Source organism: Streptomyces sp. NPDC003077 (assembly GCF_040611095.1).
In the GTDB taxonomy this organism is placed as follows: Bacteria; Actinomycetota; Actinomycetes; order Streptomycetales; family Streptomycetaceae; genus Streptomyces.
On record NZ_JBEXNM010000061.1, the window covers coordinates 36,017 to 54,984 of the forward strand.

The following is an 18,968-nucleotide window of genomic DNA, read 5'->3' on the forward strand; positions in this document are numbered from 1 at the left end:
CCCGGATGGCCGAGCCCCGCACCGCCGGACGGCCCATCCCGCCGGCCGCCTCCCCGACAGGGCTCACTTGACCGTCACCGGATGGCGCACCACGGCGTCGAAGAGGTACCCCTGCGTGTTGGGAACGGACCGCTCGGGCTGGCGGTGCCCCGCCGCGTCGGTGGCGCGTGCCAGCAGCGCCGCGCGCCCCGGTGCCTCCGGGCGCCACGGCACGCTCCAACGCACCCAGCCGTCCGGCCGGGGCGCGTCGTGCAGCCGGGCCGGCCGCCAGTGCGCGCCGCCGTCCGTGCTGACCTCGACGGCCAGTACCGCGCCGTGCCCGGACCACGAACGCCCGGACAGCCGGTACGTGCGGCCCGCCCCGAACACCGCGCCCGGCGCGAGCTCGAAGGCGCTCTTGACAGTCTGCCGGGTCAGCGGCGCGCTGCCGCCGGGCGGGTAGGCGGGGCCGAACAGCCGGTAGAACTCGGTGTTCCAGGGCGAGCCGAGCGACCGCGCCGACACCTCGATGTCCCCCACCCATTTGACGGACGCGATGCCGATCCACGAGGGCGCCAGAACCCGCACCGGGTACCCGTGGTCGTACGGCAGCGGGGCACCGTTCATCTCGTACGCGAGCAGGACGTCGTCCATGGCCTTGGCCACGGGCAGCGGACGCCGCACCCGCCCGTGGTCCACTCCCCCGCTGACGTACGGGTCGTCCAGTCCGCGCGGCATCACGTCCACGGCCTCCCGGGTGATGCCGGCCAGCCGCAGTACGTCCCCCAGCCGCGCGCCGCGCCAACGCGCCGCACCGATGGCGCCGAGCGTCCAGGGCGTGCCGGTGACCTCGTCACCCTGCTGGCTCGTGTAGAAACCGCGCCCGTTGCCCGCGCACTCCAGGAAGGCGGTGCGGGTCACGGACGGCAAGGCCCGCAACTGCCGGTACGAGAAGGAGACCGGGCCGCCGCGCAGCCCGTCGCCCCAGATCCGCAGCGACCAGGTGTCCGCCTCCAGCCGGGGCGTGGAGGTGTGGTTGCGGACGAAGAACCGGTCCACGGGAGTGAGCGGACCGGTGTCGCGCAGCGCCTCCCACTTGGTCTCGGCGTTCGTGCCGCGCACGGTGAACAGCTCGGGCGGCAGCGGCTTGACGATCCCGGGAGCGGCGGCGGGGCGGGCCCACGACACGGACGGGAGGGACACGACGGCCCCGGCCGCGGCGGCGAGGACCAGCCGCCGCCGGGACAGGAGCCGGGACTGCGGACTCGGCGTGATCATGCGGGAATCGTAGGGCGGCGCTTCCCGCCCCACGAGGGGAAGAACCTGATCGCCATCTGACGGACACAAACGGGCGGTGAGCCCTTCGGAACGCCTCCCTCGAAGGCCGTCCTCTCCCCCTCTCCCGAGACCTCAGCCCGGCCTGGGACACCCGCCCCCACCTCCTCTCCCGTTGCCTCGGTCGGACTCACCACGCCGCCTCGTCACCGCCCTCGACGTCCACATGCGGACGCAAGCGGGCAGTGAACCCCCTCGAACACCTCCCTCGGGCGCCTCCTCCGAACGCCTTCCTCCGACGCCTTCCCCGGTCCTCGTCCGCCCGTCCTAAAGCGCCCGCCCCCACCTCCGCCCCGCTCCCCGGCGCCTCACCCCCACCTCTCTACGCCTCCCCGCCACCGCCCTCGACGTCCCGCATCCGGAACTCGTACCGTTCGGGCAGCGGGTGCTCCGCACGGGCCGTGGCCCGTACCGCGGCGGTGACCGGTCCCTCGCCCGCGACCAGCCGCTCCGCGATGGCGAACCAGGTGTCGCTCAGCGTCTCGTCGCCCTCCCGCAGGTCGGCCACTTCCAGCCCGCGGTCGAGGATCTCCCGCGCCTCGGCGGCCTCGCCCCGCGCCAGCAGGACCTGGGCCGTGAGCAGGGCGAACCTGCCCCTGGCGCGGTCATCGGGGTGCAGTTCGGACAGCACGTCCGCCGCGTCGTCGGCGCGACCGGCCGCGAGCAGCGCCGGAACGGCCTCGCGGGCCAGGGCCGCCGACAGCGCCCGGTACTCCGCGCCCTCGGACGGGGCCGCCGCCGGGCTCTTGGGGCCATCGCCCGCCGCGTCCCCCCGCGCGTTCGGCCCGTCAGCGCCTCCCCGCGCGCTTCCGGCGGCGCGCTCGGCCCGCTCCTCCGTACGGTCCGCCGACCCGGCCACGGCGCAGGCGAACGCCTCCAGGTAACGCTCCGCCGCCCGCGCCGTCTCCCCCGCCTCCGCCTCGGCCACCGCCAGGCAGTACAGCGGGAAGCAGCTCGCGCCGTGGGCGAGCGCGCGCTCCCAGCTGCGCACCGCCTGGGCGCGGTCGCCGGCGTGCCACTGGGCGACGCCGAGGTGGTAGTCGGTGGCCGGTCCGGGGCGGGCCGACTCCAGCAGGTCGCGCCACGGCGGTGCGACCTGGAAGGCGGAGGGCAGCGGGCCACCGCGCGGGAAGTCGCCGGTGTGCAGGAGCTCCCGCCAGGGCAGCTGCTCGGGACCGAGGGTGGACTCCTCGAAGGGGGTGCCGGGCAGTTCCTGACCGGTGCGGGCGCGTTCCAGTGCGCCCCACCCGGAGCCGGTGGCCAGGCGTTCCTTGGGTTCCAGGTCGGCGTACGGCTGCCAGGCCGCGTACGCGGCGTCCACTTCGGCGCGCGGCAGCACGGCTTCCAGACTCCGTTCGACCTCGCCGCGGGCCGCCTCCCAATCCTCGCCGTGCACCGCCGCGGCGTCCGCGGCCAGCGGTCCGTACGCCTCCAGCCAGGCGAACTCCGCCCCGCCTTCCAGCCGCACGTGTTCGAGCTGGGTACGGGCCAATCCGGCCTGGATCTCGGCGTAGCCCCCCGTACCGGGCTCGGTCAGCCACTCCTGCCAGCGGCGCCCGGCGCGGCCCGAGCCCCACAGGAAGAGCTTGCGGCCCCGCAACGTGTCGGTGGAGGTGTGCGCCAGGCCGTGCCCATGCTCGTCCAGCGAGGCGATCCAGCGGCGGTCACCGTCGGGGATCTCGTAGAAGTGGTCGGCGGGGAGCGCGGCGCGCAGCGGGTACGTGTGGTCGGTGCCGTCGTGCACGGGCACGGGGACCCGCCGCAGCGTGCGGTCGTACCCGAACCGCCAGCTCTCCCTCGCCGGCGCGAGGACACGGGTGCCTTCACCCTCGGGAACCGCGGTGTTGGACCACCAGTAGACGGGCGCGGCGTGCAGGTGGGGATTGCGGACGCGGACGCCCACGTGCAGGAAGTCCGACCCCTCGGGCAGCCAGAGGTCGATCTGGAAGGGGAGGTCCCGCAGCCTCTCCCACTCCCACAGCCGCAGCATCTCGCCGCCGTCGGGGGCCGGCAGGCGGGCGGCGTGCAGCGGGGCACAGGAGAGGGTGGTGTGACCGGTGGCCCCGATGTTCCATTCGATGCCCCCGGAGAACCAGGCCCCGTTCAGGGCGAACGCCGCGGGCTGAAGGACGGGGTTCCGGTAGAGCAGTTCCCGATCGGTGGGCTTGTGGTGCAGGGAGTACACCCGGCCACCGAGCCCGGGGAGGACGGTGGCCCGCAGCCGGTCGTTCTCGATCACGATCGCGTCGATGTCCGTCGGCGTTCGGTCACGGCCGTATCCGTCCCGAAGCCGTACGGGCAGCAACGAATCGAGTGGCGCATAGGCGATCTGCCGGGCCATGTCGACGGGCAGCTCCGCCTCCCTGGGGATCCGGACGCGATGCGTGTCCTGGGGCGCGCGCAACGGCGGCAGCGGATTGTCGGGGCCCAGAGGGGCTGCGGGAAGGGTCAGGGTGGTACGGCGCACACGCGTGGCCACGGCTGCCTCACAGGGTCGGACCGGGCCACCTCCGGCGCGGCGGCCCCCTGTTGACCATGGAACCCTGTGAAGCCCCGTCTGAACAGGGCTTCTTGCGGCCAGATGCGATCCATATGGGCTCTTGATCATGACGACGCGAGCGCGTGGCGGGCACACGAACGCGGGGCGATCGCCGGGCGCGCACGCTCAGCCCCACCTCGGCAGGGACCGGCGCGCACGCTCACCCCTCGGTGCCTCGGCGGGGCCCGCGTCCCTGCGCCCCTGCCCCTGTCCCCGTCCCTGCCTGCCGTCGTGGCGCGCTCACGGACGGGCGAGCGCACCCTCCAGGAGATCCGCCAGGAGTGCGGCACCATCGCCCTCGGGGTCACGGTCCGGGTCGTAGATGGTGAGGTTGAGGCCGACGCAGCGTGGCGAGGCGGTCAGCGGGCCGAGCAACGCGGCCAGTTCGTCCGGCAGCAGACCACCGGGGTCGGGGCTGTCCACGGCGGGCATGACGCTGGGGTCCAGCACGTCCGCGTCCAGGTGCACCCAGAAACCGGCCGTCGACGAACGCTGGAAGTGGGCGAGCACCTCGCGCGCCACCGCCTCCGGCCCCTGCCCGCGAATCTCGCCGGCCACCCGGTGGCCAATGTTCAGGGCGGACAGTTCCGCGCGGTCCCCGTCGTCGTCGCGCAGGCCCAGCAGATACACGTCCTCGTCCCGTACGTAGGGGCCGCGCCCTTCGATGTCGGTGAGGTCGGGCTGACCGCGACCGGTGATCTGGGCGACGCCCTCTCCCGCCGCGGCACCGATCGGCCCGGAGGTGGCGGTGTTGCCCGGGTGCCGGAAGTCGCCGTGGCCGTCCAGGTAGGCGACCCCGTACCGGCCGACGCGGCGCAGCGCCAGCACGGCGCCGAGCAGGATGCTGCAGTCCCCGCCGAGCAGCACGGGGAACGCACCGTCGCGCACATGCCGTTCCACCCGATCGGCCAGCCGGCGAGTGTAGGTGGCGAGCGCGGCGGCGTTGAAGTCGCCGTCGCCCTCCTTCCAGTCCCCGAAGTCATAGCGCGGTGGCACGACGACACCGCCCTCCAGCGCACCCAGCCTGCGCAGCAGCCCTTGGTCGCGCAGGGCACCGGCGAGCTTGTAGCAACCCGGCACCGTGCCGGGTGCGGGCGGACGAAGGCCGAGGTTGGAGGGGGCATCGACGACGATAATGCGGCGCATGACGGCATCCCACCGGACTACCCTCTGATCTTCAAGCACTATTCCGATCGCCATCCGATCACCAACAGTGATCAAAAAGGCGCGAAACAGCAGAAGCAGGCGGGAAAGCAATGGCAGCGGAAACCGTCCAGCCCGGACCGGACGAGAGCCGGCACACCTACCGGGTGATCGTCCGCGGCAGGTGGGACGGCCTGTCGGCGGAAGCCACGGAGCGCCTGCTCGCCGACGTCGACAACCACGGCCTGGCACAGCACCGGTTCACGCCCGAGGGTTCCCTCTCCTACGACGCGCCACTGCGCTCCTTCACCTACCGCTACGAGATCGTCTCGGACGCCGCGGACGGCGAGGAGATGGCGGCGGCACTCGCCGAGGAGAAGGCGGAACTCGCGCTGACCGCCGCGGGATACGGCTACCGCGAACTGCGCTCGACGGCCACCGACATGGACACCATGAAGATCAACCGCAAGCGCCGCTGAGCCCGCCCCCGGTCCGGCCGAACTCGCGCCCCTCACCCGGCGCGGCAGCACCGCCCCGGTCGGCAGTACCGACCCAGCCGGCCGCAGCACCCACGCCGTGCCCCGCCCGGCGGCCCGTCCGTCCCGTCCCGAGCGGCCCACAGGCACGCCGACCGCCCGTCCCGCGCTCACCCCGCGCTCAACGGGACCCCGGCGGCTCCGAGGTCGCCTCGGTGAGCATCTCGCTCGTGATCGCCCACCGCTCGTGGTCCCGCCAGGCTCCCTCGATGAAGAGGAAGTCCGGCGAGAAGCCCTCCAACCGGAAACCGGCCCGCTTGACGAGGGCGATCGACGACTTGTTGTCCGGCTGGATGTTGGCTTCCAGCCGGTGCAGCTCCAGCGCGCCGAAGGCATGCCCCAGCAGAAGGCGCAGCCCCTCGCTCATCAGACCCCGCCCGGCCGCGTGCGCGAACGCGCCGTAACCGACGGCCCCGCTACGGAACGCCCCGTACACGATGTTGTTGATCGTCATGTAGCCGGCGATCCGGCCGCCGTCACTTTCGCAGACCAGGAAGCCCGCCCGGGACGGTTCCTGCAGCCGGGTGAAGTACCCGTCGTACGCCTCGTCGGTGGCCGGCGGAGCAAGCCATGGCCGGTGCAAGTCGCGGCTCGCCCGCGCGGCGGTGGTGAACTCCGCGCGGTCGGACTCCGCGAAGGGACGAATGCCGGTCCGGGGCCCTCGGGCAAGGTACAAGTCGTCGGCCACCGGAAGATCGTATGAAGTACCGGGATGGTTGGCCAGGTCTCCCACCGGCGAGCCGGTCACCAGCGCCACTTCCCCCATTCGCCGTACGCCTTACCCCCTCTCGCCGTACTCCCCGTCCCCTGCTCCCCGCGTCACCGCCACGCGCCCCCTGGGGCACGTCCAATCCGCGAGCACCCTCACAAACGGCTCACGCACACCGCTCCCCGGCCGCACCCGACGACCGGGCCCCGGAGACCCCGCGCCCCAACGCAGCCCTTCGCTCCGGCGCCAGCCCCGCGAGCACCCTCACCAGCGACTCACGCGCACTCCTCCCCCCGTCACGTGCACTCCTCCCCCGGAACCAGCCGCCCCCTTCCCCTCAGCCCCGAGCGACCGCGCAAGCCGCCGCGTAACCGCTCGGCACGGACACATCCACCATCTCCCAGCCCCGCACCGGAACCGGCTCGGGGCCCGTCCCCACCACCGTCGTTCCCATCAGGTTTCCGGCGAGCCCGGTGCCCTCGCCCTTCAGGAACGCCTCCTTGCGGGTCCAGCAACGAGCGAAGGCGGCGGGCCGCTCGGCGGCCGGGAGCGCGGCGAGGGCCGCGCGCTCCTCGGGGTGCAGCACGCTCGCCACCTCGTCGACCGTCTCCGGCTTCGACAGCCCTTCGATGTCCACGCCCACGGGCGTCCGGGCGAAGGCGATCAGCGCCAGGTCGCGGGTGTGGGACAGCGAGAAGTGCAGCGGTGTGCCGGCCACCGCCGGACGGCCGTGCGGCTCGTCACAGCGGGGGCACGGCTCCCGTATGAAGGGGATCGCGGCGGGATCGAGACCGAGCAGCGCCCCGAGCAGGCGGCGCAGTGCGGTGTGCGAGGTCGCGTAGGTGTCACGGTCGGCGGGCCGGACGAAGGCGGCAGTGCGGCGGCGCTCCTCCTCGTCGAGCACCGAGAGATCGCCCAGCCCCGCGCCCGGCTCCGTACGCACCAGCCACACCAGCGCCGCGGGCTCCGCCCGTCCGCCTCCGGCCCCCGTCGCCTCCCCGTGCGCGGACGCGGCGGCCAAGGCGTCCGGCCAAGTTCCGGGCAGATTGCCGGCGGCGTACAGGTGAGGTGCCAGCGGCACCCGGCCGCCGGCCACGGCCGAGGGCGTCACGGCCGCGCGGGCCGCACCGGACGCCGAAGCCGGTGGGCCATCCGGTCTCCGCGGGGCCCTCTCAGCCCCGGTTGGCCGTTCGGACTCCGGCGCTGTCCGCCCGCCGCCCGGAACGCCGATCTCGCCCGTGGTCATCCGCTGTTCCCCTCTCGCTCCGGTCACTTCTCCCGCAAGTGTCGCTCACGCGCCCGACGGCATTCGTCCGTCGGAACCGGCGCCCGGCACCGCACCTGGCCGGCGCCGGCGCCACGCCCGACCGGCGCCCGGCACCCCACCTGTCCAGTGCCCGGCACCGCACCTGCTCGACGTCCGGCACCGCACCTGTCCGGCACCCGGCTTCCCGTACCGCGGGAGCAACTGTGATCTTCCCATCCCACCTCGCGGACACACCCCGTCCCGGGCAGATCAGGGGAACCTCCTGGAACACCCGTAAGGGAAGGACCTCGGCCACCCCGATACCGGGCAGCACCACCTCGGCGGCCAACTCCCCGACCGGTACCCGGCCCGCCACCCCACAGGACCCGGACGCCCTCCCCCGCACCACGGAGAGCGGCTGGTCAACGGCCCCGCGGCCTGGGCCCGATGCCGCGGCACCGGAACGGCGAGCGGCACACCGCGGGGCGGCCGGATGTGGCCGGTCTGCGCGTAGACAGTCCACGTGTAGGGGGCATGGAGTGGAGATCGGCAACACTCGGCTCCTCTGCCCTCTGGGAGGCTCCCCCATGACAGAAGCTGTGCCCTTCCCCCAGGACCGCACCTGCCCTTACCACCCGCCCACCGGTTACCGGTCCGCGGGTGAACAACCGATCACCCGGGTCACGCTCTACGACGGCCGCGAGGTCTGGATGGTGACCGGGCACGCCGAGGCCAGGGCCCTCCTCACCGATCCCCGGCTCTCCAGCGACCGGCAGCACCCGGGCTTCCCCATCATCTCCCCCCGCTTCACCCTCGCCCGCGCATTCGAATTCAAGACACCACTGCTCGGCGTCGACGACCCCGAGCACAACGCCCAACGGCGGATGCTGATCCCGAGCTTCACCCTCAAACGCACCGCCGCGCTGCGGCCGCAGATCCAGGAGGTCGTCGACGGCCTTCTGGACGCGATGCTGGAAACCGGACCGCCGGCGGAGCTGGTGTCCGCGTTCGCGCTGCCCGTCCCCTCCATGGTCATCAGCGCGCTGCTCGGAATCCCGTACGCCGACCACGAGTTCTTCGAGTCCCGATCGCGCACGCTGATGACCGCTCCAACGGCGGAGCTCGCGCAGAAAGCACGCGAGGACCTGGAGGGATACCTCACGGACCTGATCGCCGAACGGGAACGGCGTCCGGGCGAGGGGTTGTTGGACGAACTCATCCGGGATCAGTTGAAGACGGGCGGGATGGACCGCGAGGAACTGATGCGGTTGACGGTGATCCTGCTGATCGCCGGCCACGAGACCACCGCCAACATGATCTCGATGGGCACCTTCGCGCTGCTGCGGCATCCGGAACAGCTCGCGGCGCTGCGCGCGGACCCGTCGCTGGTCCCGACGGCGGTGGAGGAACTGCTGCGGTTCCTGTCCATCGCCGAAGGCTTGCTGCGGGTGGCGATCGAGGACATCGACATCGCCGGGCGGACCATCCGGGCGGGCGACGGGGTGGTCCTGTCCACGTCGCTGATCAACCGGGACGAATCGGCGTACACCGCGCCGGATACGCTGGACTGGGACCGCGGCGCCCGTCACCACGTCGCCTTCGGCTTCGGCATCCACCAGTGTCTGGGCCAGCATCTGGCGCGCGCCGAGATGGAGATCGCGCTCGGTACGCTCCTCGCCCGCGTCCCCGGCCTGCGGCTCGCCGCCCCCGCGGCCGAGATCCCCTTCAAACCCGGCGACACCCTGCAAGGCATGATCGAACTGCCCCTGGCGTGGTAGGGCGAGGGGCGGAGAGGAAACAGGCATGAACATCGACATCGATCGAGGTCTCTGCATAGGCTCCGGCCAATGCGTGCTGAACGCGCCGGAGGTCTTCACTCAGGACGACGACGGACTCAGCGCCCTCCTCCCGGAGGGCACCCGCACCACCGGCCACTCCGACGATCCCCTGGCGCGGGAGGCGGCCCACGCCTGCCCGGTGCAGGCGATCACGGTGACGGACGGTCCGTCGGCCGGCTGACCCGGCACGGAGTCGGCGCGCCCGGAAGGCGGAAGCCGCAGGCCGCCGGCCCTTGTACGACCTGCGGCAGCCTTGCGACCCTGGGGCCCGCCCTCACGGCGGGCCCCAGGGGCCTCACTTGGTGAATTCCACGGTGGGGATGTCCGTCCGCGTGATCCCGAACGTCTGGGCGTACAGCGACATCTCCGCCTCCACGGCGCGGGCGATCGTCTCCGCTTTCCGGAAACCGTGCCCCTCCCCCTCGAAGGCCAGGTACGCGTGCCGGATGCCGCGTCCGGAGATCTCCGCGAGGAACCTCTCGCACTGCACGGGCGGGCACACCACGTCCTCCAGCCCCTGGAGGAGCAGGAAGGGCGCCGAGACGCGGTCCGCGCGGTACAGCGGCGAACGGTCGCGGTAGCGGTCGGGCACCTCGCTGAACGGGCCGACGAGGGACTCCAGGTACTGCGACTCGAAGTCGTGGGTCTCGTCCGCCGCCCAGCCGACCAGGTCCAGGATCGGGTAGCTGATCGTGCCGCAGGCGTAGAGGTCCGTGGAGGTCAGGGAGGCGGCGGTGGTCCAGCCGCCGGCGCTGCCGCCCCGGATCGCCAGCCGGGCGCGGTCGGCCGTGCCTTCGTCGGCCAGCGCCTCGGCCACGACCGCGCAGTCCTCGACGTCCACGATGCCCCACTGCCCGCGCAGCCGCTCGCGGTACGCCCGCCCGTACCCGGTGGAGCCGCCGTAGTTGACCTCCGCGACCCCGATGCCGCGCGAGGTGAAGTAGGCGATCTCCAGGTCCAGGACGAGCGGGGCGCGGCTGGTCGGCCCGCCGTGCGCCCACACGACGTACGGCGGCAGTTCGCCGGCCGGCGCGGTGTGGTCGGGGCTGTGCGGTGGGTAGATGTGGGCGTGGATGTCCCGGCCGTCCGGGCCGGTGAACGTGCGGATCTGGGGTTCGGGGTAGTACGCCGGGTCGAGCGCGTCGACGTGCCGGGCGGCGATGACCCGGGCCCGGCCCGTGCAGGTGTCCAGTTCCACGATCTCGTAGGAGGTGCGCGGGCTGGCCGCTATGCCGATGACCCGGCTGCCGTGCACGGCCAGGGTGGAGGACCACTCCGTCCAGGGGCCCGCCGCGTCGACGAGTTCACCGGTGACCGGGTCGAGGATGCCCAGCGAAGTGGAACCGCGACCGTGGATCACCGCGATCATGCCGTCCTCCAGGGGGAGGAACCAGCGCTGCCCGATCCGCCACAGCGCGCCGCCGAACTCCTCCTGCCGGGACCGGCACAGCCCCCGGCTGGGCACCACGCCGTCCCGGGCCGCGTCCGGGTCGAGGCGTTGCAGCTCCCACCAGCCGCTGATGTCGGAGACGAAGAGCAGTGCGCCGTCCGGGGCCCACTCGACCTGCGCCACCGACTCGTCCACGTCTCCGACCAGGGGCCGTACGCCGGTGAACGTGCCCTTGGGCGTGATCTCGGCGAGCAGCACGACGGTGCCGTCCCAGGGCATCCGCGGGTGGTCCCAGGCGATCCAGGCCACCCGGCGCCCATCGGGCGAGATCCGCGGCCCGGTCACGAAGCGGTGCCGGTCGTCGGTCAGCTCCCGTACGGCGCCGCGGTCCTCGGCCGCCGAGCCGTCGAGGGGGACGGCGGCGAGCACCCGGCGGACGTCGGTGGACGCCTCGCCGGTGAACTCCTCCAGGACGCACCACACCTCGCCCTGCTCCACACGCAGCACCGGGTCGACCCAGCGCAGGCCGCCGCCGACGTCCGAGACGGGGGTGAGCGGCCGGGGTGCGGCGCCGCCGTCCGGGTCGTACGCGTACAGCCGCTGGTCGGCGAAGTGACAGAAGACGATCAGTCTGCGGCCGTCGTCGGTGACGGTGCCGGCCCAGGGCAGGCCCCCGTACTCGATGACCCGGCTGCGGACGTTCCAGGGGGCGGGCAGCACCGATTCCGTGGTGCCGTCGGGACGCCTGCGGATCAGGGCCCGCCGGCCGCCTTCGGCCGGGCGGGGTTCCGTCCACCACACCTCGTCGCCGACCACGCCCACGAATTCGGGGCGCCCGTCGTGTGCGGCGACCAAGTGGGCGTCTATCGGGGACTGCCAGGCTCCGTAGGGGGCCGTGGTCACCATGGTGGTGTTCCTCCTTAGGCGTGGAAGCCGTCAAGCCTGTCGCACGCCGTGCCGGTCTTTCAAGCGGTCCCCGCCGTCCGGCCGGACCGGTGCGGTCACTGGGGTGCCATTTGCGCCGTGTCGTCCTGGGCGTCGTCTTGGGCCCGCGCCGCCGTGCGGCGGGTCAGCCCGCGCTGTGTATCAGGAAGTGGTCCAGGACCCGCACGCCGAAGTGCAGCGCCTCGACGGGCACCCGTTCGTCCACGCCGTGGAAGAGCGCCTGGTAGTCGAACCCTTCGGGGAGCTTCAGGGGGGAGAAGCCGTATCCGGTGATGCCGAGCCGGGAGAACTGCTTGGCGTCCGTGCCGCCCGACATGCAGTACGGCACCACGTGCCCTTCGGGGTCGAACCGCTCGACCGCGGCGCGCATCTCCCCGTAGGTCGCGCCGTCCACGGGGGCTTGGAGCGCCACTTCCCCGTGGTGGTAGTCCCAGGACACGTCCGGCCCGGTGAGCTGGTCCAAAGTCGTGCGGAACTCCGCCTCGCCTCCGGGAACCACCCGGCCGTCCACATAGCCGACGGCGTCCCCGGGAATCACGTTGACCTTGTAACCGGCTTCCAGCATCGTCGGGTTCGCGCTGTTGCGGACCGTGGGCGCCACCAGCGCGGCGGCCGGGCCGAGCTTGTTCAGCAGCGCGTCCACGTCGAAGTCCGGCGCGTCGAGGTCGGCCTCTATGCCGTGCAGCGTGGCGAGTTCGAGCAGCGCAGCCCGAACGGTCGGAGCGATGCGCACCGGCCATCGGTGTTCGCCGATGCGCGAGACGGCGCCGGCGAGGCGGCTCACGGCGTTGGCGCGGTTGACCTTCGAGCCGTGGCCGGCCCGTCCGCGGGCGGTCAGCTTCAGCCAGGCGGTGCCCCGTTCCCCCGCGGCGATCGGGTACAGCCGCAGGCCGCCGTCCGCGTGGAAGGTGAACGCCCCCGACTCGCTGACGCCCTCGGTGCAGCCGTCGAACAGCTCCGGGTGGTGGTCCGCGAGGAAGCCGGCCCCGTCGACGGCGCTGGCCTCCTCGTCCGCGGTGAAGGCCAGCACGATGTCCCGCCGGGGTCTGATGCCCGCGCGCGCCCACCGCCGGACGACCGCCAGGACCATCGCGTCCATGTTCTTCATGTCGATCGCGCCGCGGCCCCACACCTCGCCGTCCCGCACCTCCCCCGAGAAGGGGTGCACGCTCCACTCGGCGGGGTCGGCGGGCACCACGTCCAGGTGGCCGTGGACCAGCAGCCCGGCGGCGCCGGGGTCGGTGCCCTCGATGCGGGCGACGACGTTCGTACGGCCGGGCGAGCGCTCCAGCAGCGTGGGCTCGATGCCGGCCTCGGCCAGCCGCGTGGCGACGTATTCGGCCGCGGGCCGCTCCCGGCAGTCGCCGCCGCCGCGGTTGGTGGTGTCGACGCGGATCAGGTCGGAGGTGAAGCGCACCACCTCGTCCAGGGCCGGTCGGTCAATCGTTTCGGCGTGCTCAGCCATATTGCTCCTCCACCGCCGAGGAAACGACGGTGGTGACCGCCTTGAAGCAGCGGATGCCCTCGTACATGTCCTGGCTCGTGTATGCCACGCGGCGCTCTCCCGTGCGCTCCACACCGGGGACGCAGGTCGCCGCACCCACCAAGTGCTCGGCGTCGAACTCCAGCTCGAAGGTGTGCGGTCCGCGCCGCACCGGTTCCTGCCGTATCGCGAGGACCGCCGCCTCGCGCGCCCCCGCCCTGATCTCCGCGGCGGTGCGGGCCGGCGGCCGGCACACCGCGGCGTACCGCGACACGTACTCCTTGACGGCGACCTTCCGGGCCGCGGGGGCGTACCCCTCGGCGTCCTCGCAGGTCCGGTCGTCCCCCGTCACCAGCACCACGGGGACCCCGTACTCGGCGACCACGCGGGAGTTGAGGTACCCCTCGCTGGCGCGCTTTCCGTCCAGCCACACGCCGGTGAGGGAGTTGGCGAGGTAGGTGTGGGCGAGGACGCCTTCCGTGCCGGCGCCCGTGTGGTAGCCGACGAAGGCGATGCCGTCCACGTCGCCGTGCTGGACGCCCTCGACCATGCTCAGGGACTTGTGCCGTCCGGTGAGCATCCGCGCCCGCTCGTCGAGCCGCTCCAGCAGGAGGTTGCGCATCGTCCAGTGCGCCTCGTTGACGAGCACCTCGTCGGCCCCGCCCTCGAAGAACCCGGCGATCGCCGCGCCGACGTCGGAGGTGAACATCGCTCGGCACCGTTCCCACTGGGGCGTGCCCGGCAGGACGTCCGCCGGCCACGTCACGCCGGTGGCGCCCTCCATGTCCGCGGAGATGAGGATCTTCATGTGTCGAAACGGTACGCGTTCCCGGTCGAGTCGGACAGGCCTGTGGATAACCGCAGAGGTCTACTCCACTCATGGAGTAATACCCCTCGGCCGACCGGCTCGCACCAGCGAGTTCGCCGGATCACCGCGGTGTCGTGCCCCCGCCGCGTGGCGGTACCGGCCCGGGGCCGGAACGGCTCAGACGGCCGGTTCCGCCACCAGCCAGTTGGTCGGGAGCTCGATGCGCACGCCGTCAGCCCCGTACTCCGTGGTGGTCAGCGGCAGCGTGCCGCGGCTGATGACGTGGAAGCCGTGCGCGGCCAACAGGTCGGGGATCACCGCATCGGCCATGCCGGCGGGCGCGATGCCGTGCGAGAACACCGCCCGCAGCTTGCCCGGCGGGCCTTCCGGGCGCCGCGCCAGCGCCATCATGACGGCCTTGGCGCCCTCCGCGAGCTCCACGGCGAACACCCGCCCGCGCCGTCCCAGCAGGACCGGCAGGTGCGTCACGATGCGCTCGCGCTCCGCCGGCTCGCACTGGTGCAGGACGCCCCTCAGGTAGACGTTGGCGTCCCCCAACTCGGCGTGCAGGTCCCGCACCGCCGCGCCGTCCGCCGCGTCCAGCTGCCGGTATTCGGCCACCCCCGCCACGTCCTCGGTCCGGGCGTGCTCGATGGCCGCCGCCGACAGGTCGACGCCGATCGCGCGCGGATACCGCCCCGCCAGGAAGCGGGTCTGCGTGCCGTTGCCGCACCCCAGGTCGACGACCGGCAGCGCCGCGTCGAAGTGCGGCGCGAACAGCGGCAGGTGGAGCTCGGCCGTCAGGGAGGCGTCGGAGTCCCAGAAGACCTCGCCCTCACCCCTCGGCGCGTCGCGCCAGAAGCCTTCCCATGCCCGCGAAGAGTGGCTGGATGCGCTCATGGCCAATTGCTACTGCCGCGGCGGGCCGTCCCGCAAGCCCGGCACCGTTTCTTTCCCGGGCCGGACGGGCCGGGCGCACGCCCCTGCGCGCCCGTTGCGCCGTCGCGCGCTCCCCCTACGCCGTGCGCCCGCCGCCGCGGACCCGGGCCTCACCGCACCCGCGCGCCGCCCGTCCCCGGCAGCGACTGCTCGAACCACACGGTCTTCCCGGTCGCCGTCCGGCTGGTGCCCCACTCGCGCGCCAGCCGGCTCACCACCCGCAGCCCCCGCCCGAATTCGGCGGTCGGCCCCGCGTCCATCAGTTGCGGCAGCGCGTGGTCGTCGTCCGAGACCTCGCACAGCAGCGCGTCCGCGCGCACCAGCCGCAGCAGGACATGCTGGGTGTGCGCGTGCCGCACCGCGTTCGTGACGACCTCGCTGACCAGCAGTTCGGCGGTCTCCGAGGCTTCCCGCAGGCCCCACCGGGCGAGCTGTTCGCGCACCAGCCGCCGGGCGCGGCCCGCCTCCCGGGGGTCGATGGCCAGCCGCCAGTCGGCCACGTCCTGCGGCGGGATGCCGTTCAGGCGCGCCATCAGCAGGGCCACGTCGTCCTTGCGGCCGCCCCGGACGTTGAGCGCCCGGATGATGGTGTCGCAGGCGTCGTCCATGGAGGCGGCCGGGTGCGCCGCGGACTCCGCGAGCGCCGCCAGCCCCACGCCGATGTCCTCGCCGCGCACCTCGACGAGCCCGTCCGTGCACAGCACGAGCCGGTCACCCGCCGCGACCGGCAGCGTGACCGCCTCGAACGGCACCCCGCCCACCCCGATCGGCGCGCCGGTCGGCAGCTCCAGCAGCTCGCTGCGGCCGTCCTCGGCCCGGACCAGCACCGGCGGGATGTGCCCGGCGTTGGCGATCGTCAGCCGCTGCCCGATCGGGTCGTACACCGCGTACAGGCACGTCGCCAGGTAGTTGTCGCCCAGCCGCTGCGCCAGGTCGTCCAGCCCGCGCAGGAGCTGCGCGGGATCCATGTCGATCGCCGCCATGGTCTGCACGGCCGTGCGCAACTGGCCCATCATGGCCGCCGAATTGAGGCCGTGGCCCATCACGTCGCCCACCACCAGGGCGGTGCGGGAACCGGGGAGCTTGATGGTGTCGAACCAGTCGCCGCCCACCCGGCCCAGGCGGGTGCCCGGCAGGTAGCGGGTGGCGGTGTCGCAGCCGGCCATCCTGGGGGCGATGTGCGGCAGCATGCTGTCCTGGAGGGTCTCCGCCACGTTCTCCTGGTACGTGTACATGCGGGCGTTGTCCAGGACGAGCCCGGCCCGGGCGGCGAGCTCCGCGCCCGTGACCCGGTCCATGTCGTTGAACTCCGCGCGCTCCGGGTGCCGCAGCAGGATCATGAATCCCAGCACCACGTTGCGCGCCTTGAGGGGCACGACCAGCAGCGACCGGTTGTTGATCAGCGGGCTGATGTCGCGCTTCTCGAACTGCGCGGCGATGGCGTTGCCCATCTGCTCGCTGATCCTCGGCACCAGGACGGGCTGGCCCGTGGTCATGCACTGGAAGAACGGCGTGTGCACGGGGAAGGGCATCGACTCGCCGACCGGCACCACGTCGTCCCAGCGGCCCGGTTCGTCGTTGTGCTCGACCGCGACGCGGTGCCACATGGTCGTCGCGTCCGGCGGCCCGTCCGGGAACCCCTCGCCCGCGATGACCTGCTCGCGCAGGTACGTCCCCGCGACGTCGGTGAACCGCGGCACGACGGCCTGGCTGACCTCGCGGATCGTCTGGGAGAGGTCCAGTGACGAGCCGATCCGGCCGCTCACCTCGTTCAGGAACTCCAGCCGCTCCCTGACGGCGGCGTATTCGAGGTCCGACTCCAGCTCGGCCGCCGCGGCGGCAGCGGCCTGCGGGTCGGTGTCCACCGAGCGGGCGGCGTGCAGCAGCCGCGCCCGGCGCTCGACCCGGCGCGGCACACCCCAGTCGGGCGTGACCGGGTAGCGCTCCTGCTGGCTGATCTCCAGCACCGGGTAGCCCAGCTCCAGCACCTGGGAAACGATCCGCGCGCTCTCCTGGGGGCTCATGCTCGGCAGGATGTGCGGCAGTTGGCGCGCCAGCCGGTCGGCGCCGGGGAAGTCGGTGTGCAGCGCGAACCCGGGCGCGTACCGCTCGTTCTCCTCGCCCTCACCGTGCAGCTGGTCGGTGTCCGCGGCCAGCACCAGCAGCCGCTCGGCGCCGGGCCCGACCAGGGGGTAGGCCCACCACAGGATGTCCACCGTGCCGCGCGGGGTGTCGGCCATCCGCGCCCGGCCGGCCGTGGCGTAGGAGGTCTCCCCGCCCAACGACGCCTCCAGCCCCGGTCCGTGGCCGTCGTCGGCCTCCGGCGGCGCGTCGCCCCATTTCCGCCACTTGTCCTCGCCGAGGGCGCCGGACACCGGCATGAGATCGACGGCGGGCACGCCCACCGCCTCCTCCCTGCTGGGGCCGAAAAGCCTGCGCGCGCCGATGCTCCAGTGGGAGACCAGTCCGTCGGCGTCCACGAGGACGACGGCGAGCGGTATCCGTCCGGGCACGGACTCCCGTGGCGCCGGCACCTGAGGCACCGCGCCCACCCTGTCGTCGCCGTGCGACGGGCCACGCTCCATGGGCGGTTGCTCCTTCGTACCCGGATCTTGTCCCACCGCTACCACGGTACGACCGCGACACGACGCCGTGTGGCGCATTCCCGGAAGTAGGGGGTGCGCCCACAGGACGGCTTTCCGGCCATGATGCCGCTCTCCCGCGGCCCCTCGTACGCTCTTGCGGCCGTTCGTATGGTGAAGACGTGCCGAGACGCAGTGAACGGCGACGGGACGGGCGGAAGCGGGGCGGGCGGCAACCGGTGCCGCGATGCCGGACGCCCCATACGGGAGGGGCGGACACCCATGCCGCGTAATGGACGCGTGGCCGGGCCCGCGCCGGACGTTTTCGCGCCACCGAACGGCAACCTCCAGATCGACGATCCCGTGCCGCTGCACCGGCTGGACGTGCCCGCGCCGCACGCCCTGCCCTTCGCCATCGGCTCGTTCGACACCATCGGCCCGCTGTCGCGGGCGGGTTTCCCCCACCGGCACACCTTCTACGAGATCGTCTACGTCACCGGGGGCGAGGGCACGCACGTCATCGACCTGGCCCGATGGCCGCTCCGGCCGCCGCACTTGTCCGTCATCGCCCCCGGGCAGGTGCACTACTGGGACCGCGTCCGGGAGCTGCACGGCTGGGTGATCCTGTTCACCGCCGACTTCCTGCTCGCCCACCCTTCCGACCGCGAGGCGCTGGCGACGTTGAGCGAGCGGCCGTGGATGAGCCTGGACCCGCAGGAGGCGGCGCGGTGCACGGCGCTCGTGGGCGACATGATGCGCGAGTTCGCTGAACGGTCCGAGGGTTTCGGGTCGGTGCTCCAGGCGTACCTGCACATCCTGCTCACCCGGGCGCTGCGGCTGCCCGGTGGCCGCCGGCCGGAGGCCGCGCCGAGCCGGGCGGAGATGGTGGCGCAGGAGTTCGTACGGCTGCTGGCGCGGCCGGGGGCGGCGGGGCGCACGGCACGGTCGTACGCGGAGGAACTGGGCGTCTCGGTGGGGTATTTGACCGAGTCCGTCAAGCGCGGCACCGGGCGCACTCCGGGGCGGCTCATCCGGCACGCGCAGACGATCGAGGCCAAACGGCTGCTGACGAGCACCCGGCTGACGGTGGCGCAGGTCGCCCGCCGCTCGGGCTTCAGCGACCCGGCGTACTTCTGCCGCTTCTTCCGCCGCGAGACGGGCCTGAGCCCCGGGGACTTCCGCCGTGCTGCCGCGGACGGCGGGGGGCACGCGCGCGCCGGGGACGACGCGGGGACGATGGGCGTACGGACGCGCGCGGAGGACGGCGGAACCGAGCACCACGGATGCGAAGGCGACCAGGGGGCAACCGGGGCGGTCCGTAAGGGCAGCGTTCGAATTCACCATGACTTCGGTGTCCAGTCCATCGAACACACCGCCCCGCCCGAATAGCGTCGGGCACCGTCGACGGCCTGGCGACGCGTCGTACGGCCGGCCCGCTCTCCGGCGGGGCGGCCGTACGGCGGCACGGCCGTATCGCGGGCCGCTGTACGGCGGTG

At 73.1% G+C, this 18,968-nt stretch carries 14 protein-coding genes; 4 read left to right on the plus strand and 10 right to left on the minus strand.

Going from position 1 to position 18,968, the window contains the following annotated elements; genetic code table 11:
- Positions 1 to 63: 63 nt before the first annotated feature.
- From ABZX96_RS30010 to ABZX96_RS30020, 3 genes are all read right to left on the minus strand, one after another.
- Positions 64 to 1,257, minus strand: a complete 1,194-nt coding sequence (locus tag ABZX96_RS30010; protein ID WP_355550439.1) for a sulfite oxidase — start codon at positions 1,255 to 1,257, stop codon at positions 64 to 66.
- Positions 1,258 to 1,636: 379 nt separating this feature from the next.
- Positions 1,637 to 3,793 carry a DUF5107 domain-containing protein gene (locus tag ABZX96_RS30015; protein ID WP_355550441.1) on the minus strand — a complete coding sequence of 719 codons (2,157 nt, stop codon included), beginning with the start codon at positions 3,791 to 3,793 and terminating at the stop codon, positions 1,637 to 1,639.
- Positions 3,794 to 4,093: 300 nt separating this feature from the next.
- The gene (locus tag ABZX96_RS30020; RefSeq protein ID WP_355550443.1) at positions 4,094 to 4,999 is read right to left on the minus strand and encodes an arginase family protein; all 906 of its coding nucleotides are present in this window, start codon (positions 4,997 to 4,999) and stop codon (positions 4,094 to 4,096) included.
- Between the two features lie 110 nt (positions 5,000 to 5,109).
- Here ABZX96_RS30020 and ABZX96_RS30025 point away from each other — a divergent pair, with 110 nt between their 5' ends.
- Complete coding sequence (locus ABZX96_RS30025; protein ID WP_355550445.1) at positions 5,110 to 5,475, plus strand: DUF6204 family protein; 366 nt, start codon at positions 5,110 to 5,112, stop codon at positions 5,473 to 5,475.
- Positions 5,476 to 5,653: 178 nt separating this feature from the next.
- On the opposite strand, the gene ABZX96_RS30030 is transcribed toward ABZX96_RS30025, so the two are convergent.
- On the minus strand, positions 5,654 to 6,220 hold the full coding sequence (locus ABZX96_RS30030; protein WP_355550447.1) for a GNAT family protein: 567 nt from the start codon (positions 6,218 to 6,220) through the stop codon (positions 5,654 to 5,656).
- 358 nt (positions 6,221 to 6,578) lie between these two features.
- Positions 6,579 to 7,352, minus strand: a complete 774-nt coding sequence (locus ABZX96_RS30035; protein WP_355550449.1) for a 4'-phosphopantetheinyl transferase superfamily protein — start codon at positions 7,350 to 7,352, stop codon at positions 6,579 to 6,581.
- A 722-nt stretch (positions 7,353 to 8,074) separates the two neighbouring features.
- Here ABZX96_RS30035 and ABZX96_RS30040 point away from each other — a divergent pair.
- A complete protein-coding gene (locus ABZX96_RS30040) occupies positions 8,075 to 9,265 on the plus strand; it encodes a cytochrome P450 (protein WP_355550451.1) in 1,191 nt (396 codons plus the stop codon).
- A 25-nt stretch (positions 9,266 to 9,290) separates the two neighbouring features.
- The gene (locus tag ABZX96_RS30045; protein ID WP_355550453.1) at positions 9,291 to 9,506 is read left to right on the plus strand and encodes a ferredoxin; all 216 of its coding nucleotides are present in this window, start codon (positions 9,291 to 9,293) and stop codon (positions 9,504 to 9,506) included.
- Between the two features lie 114 nt (positions 9,507 to 9,620).
- Here ABZX96_RS30045 and ABZX96_RS30050 read toward each other — a convergent pair whose 3' ends face one another.
- The 5 genes from ABZX96_RS30050 to ABZX96_RS30070 all read right to left on the minus strand — a co-directional run bounded on the left by ABZX96_RS30050 (position 9,621) and on the right by ABZX96_RS30070 (position 17,475).
- Positions 9,621 to 11,621, minus strand: a complete 2,001-nt coding sequence (locus ABZX96_RS30050; protein ID WP_355550455.1) for a prolyl oligopeptidase family serine peptidase — start codon at positions 11,619 to 11,621, stop codon at positions 9,621 to 9,623.
- Between the two features lie 163 nt (positions 11,622 to 11,784).
- A complete protein-coding gene (locus ABZX96_RS30055) occupies positions 11,785 to 13,125 on the minus strand; it encodes a M20/M25/M40 family metallo-hydrolase (protein WP_355550457.1) in 1,341 nt (446 codons plus the stop codon).
- Positions 13,118 to 13,951, minus strand: coding sequence for a M55 family metallopeptidase (locus ABZX96_RS30060; RefSeq protein WP_355550459.1), 834 nt, complete (start codon positions 13,949 to 13,951; stop codon positions 13,118 to 13,120). The genes ABZX96_RS30055 and ABZX96_RS30060 overlap by 8 nt, the downstream gene beginning before the upstream one ends.
- 177 nt (positions 13,952 to 14,128) lie before the next feature.
- Positions 14,129 to 14,851, minus strand: coding sequence for a class I SAM-dependent methyltransferase (locus ABZX96_RS30065; protein WP_355550461.1), 723 nt, complete (start codon positions 14,849 to 14,851; stop codon positions 14,129 to 14,131).
- 149 nt (positions 14,852 to 15,000) lie between these two features.
- Entirely contained in the window at positions 15,001 to 17,475 is a 2,475-nt protein-coding gene (locus tag ABZX96_RS30070) for a SpoIIE family protein phosphatase (RefSeq protein WP_355550463.1), read from the minus strand.
- Positions 17,476 to 17,841: 366 nt separating this feature from the next.
- On the opposite strand from ABZX96_RS30070, the gene ABZX96_RS30075 reads away from it, so the two are divergent.
- Entirely contained in the window at positions 17,842 to 18,861 is a 1,020-nt protein-coding gene (locus tag ABZX96_RS30075; protein WP_355550467.1) for a helix-turn-helix domain-containing protein, read from the plus strand.
- Positions 18,862 to 18,968: the final 107 nt, after the last annotated feature.

Excerpts from the sequence above, each read along its gene's own strand:
- ABZX96_RS30045 (WP_355550453.1), top strand. The coding sequence starts at position 9,291 with ATGAACATCGACATCGATCGAGGTCTCTGCATAGGCTCCGGCCAATGC.
- ABZX96_RS30050 (WP_355550455.1), bottom strand. The coding sequence starts at position 11,621 with ATGGTGACCACGGCCCCCTACGGAGCCTGGCAGTCCCCGATAGACGCC.
- ABZX96_RS30025 (WP_355550445.1), top strand. The coding sequence starts at position 5,110 with ATGGCAGCGGAAACCGTCCAGCCCGGACCGGACGAGAGCCGGCACACC.
- ABZX96_RS30040 (WP_355550451.1), top strand. The coding sequence starts at position 8,075 with ATGACAGAAGCTGTGCCCTTCCCCCAGGACCGCACCTGCCCTTACCAC.
- ABZX96_RS30060 (WP_355550459.1), bottom strand. The coding sequence starts at position 13,951 with ATGAAGATCCTCATCTCCGCGGACATGGAGGGCGCCACCGGCGTGACG.
- ABZX96_RS30070 (WP_355550463.1), bottom strand. The coding sequence starts at position 17,475 with ATGGAGCGTGGCCCGTCGCACGGCGACGACAGGGTGGGCGCGGTGCCT.
- ABZX96_RS30010 (WP_355550439.1), bottom strand. The coding sequence starts at position 1,257 with ATGATCACGCCGAGTCCGCAGTCCCGGCTCCTGTCCCGGCGGCGGCTG.
- ABZX96_RS30055 (WP_355550457.1), bottom strand. The coding sequence starts at position 13,125 with ATGGCTGAGCACGCCGAAACGATTGACCGACCGGCCCTGGACGAGGTG.
- ABZX96_RS30020 (WP_355550443.1), bottom strand. The coding sequence starts at position 4,999 with ATGCGCCGCATTATCGTCGTCGATGCCCCCTCCAACCTCGGCCTTCGT.
- ABZX96_RS30065 (WP_355550461.1), bottom strand. The coding sequence starts at position 14,851 with ATGAGCGCATCCAGCCACTCTTCGCGGGCATGGGAAGGCTTCTGGCGC.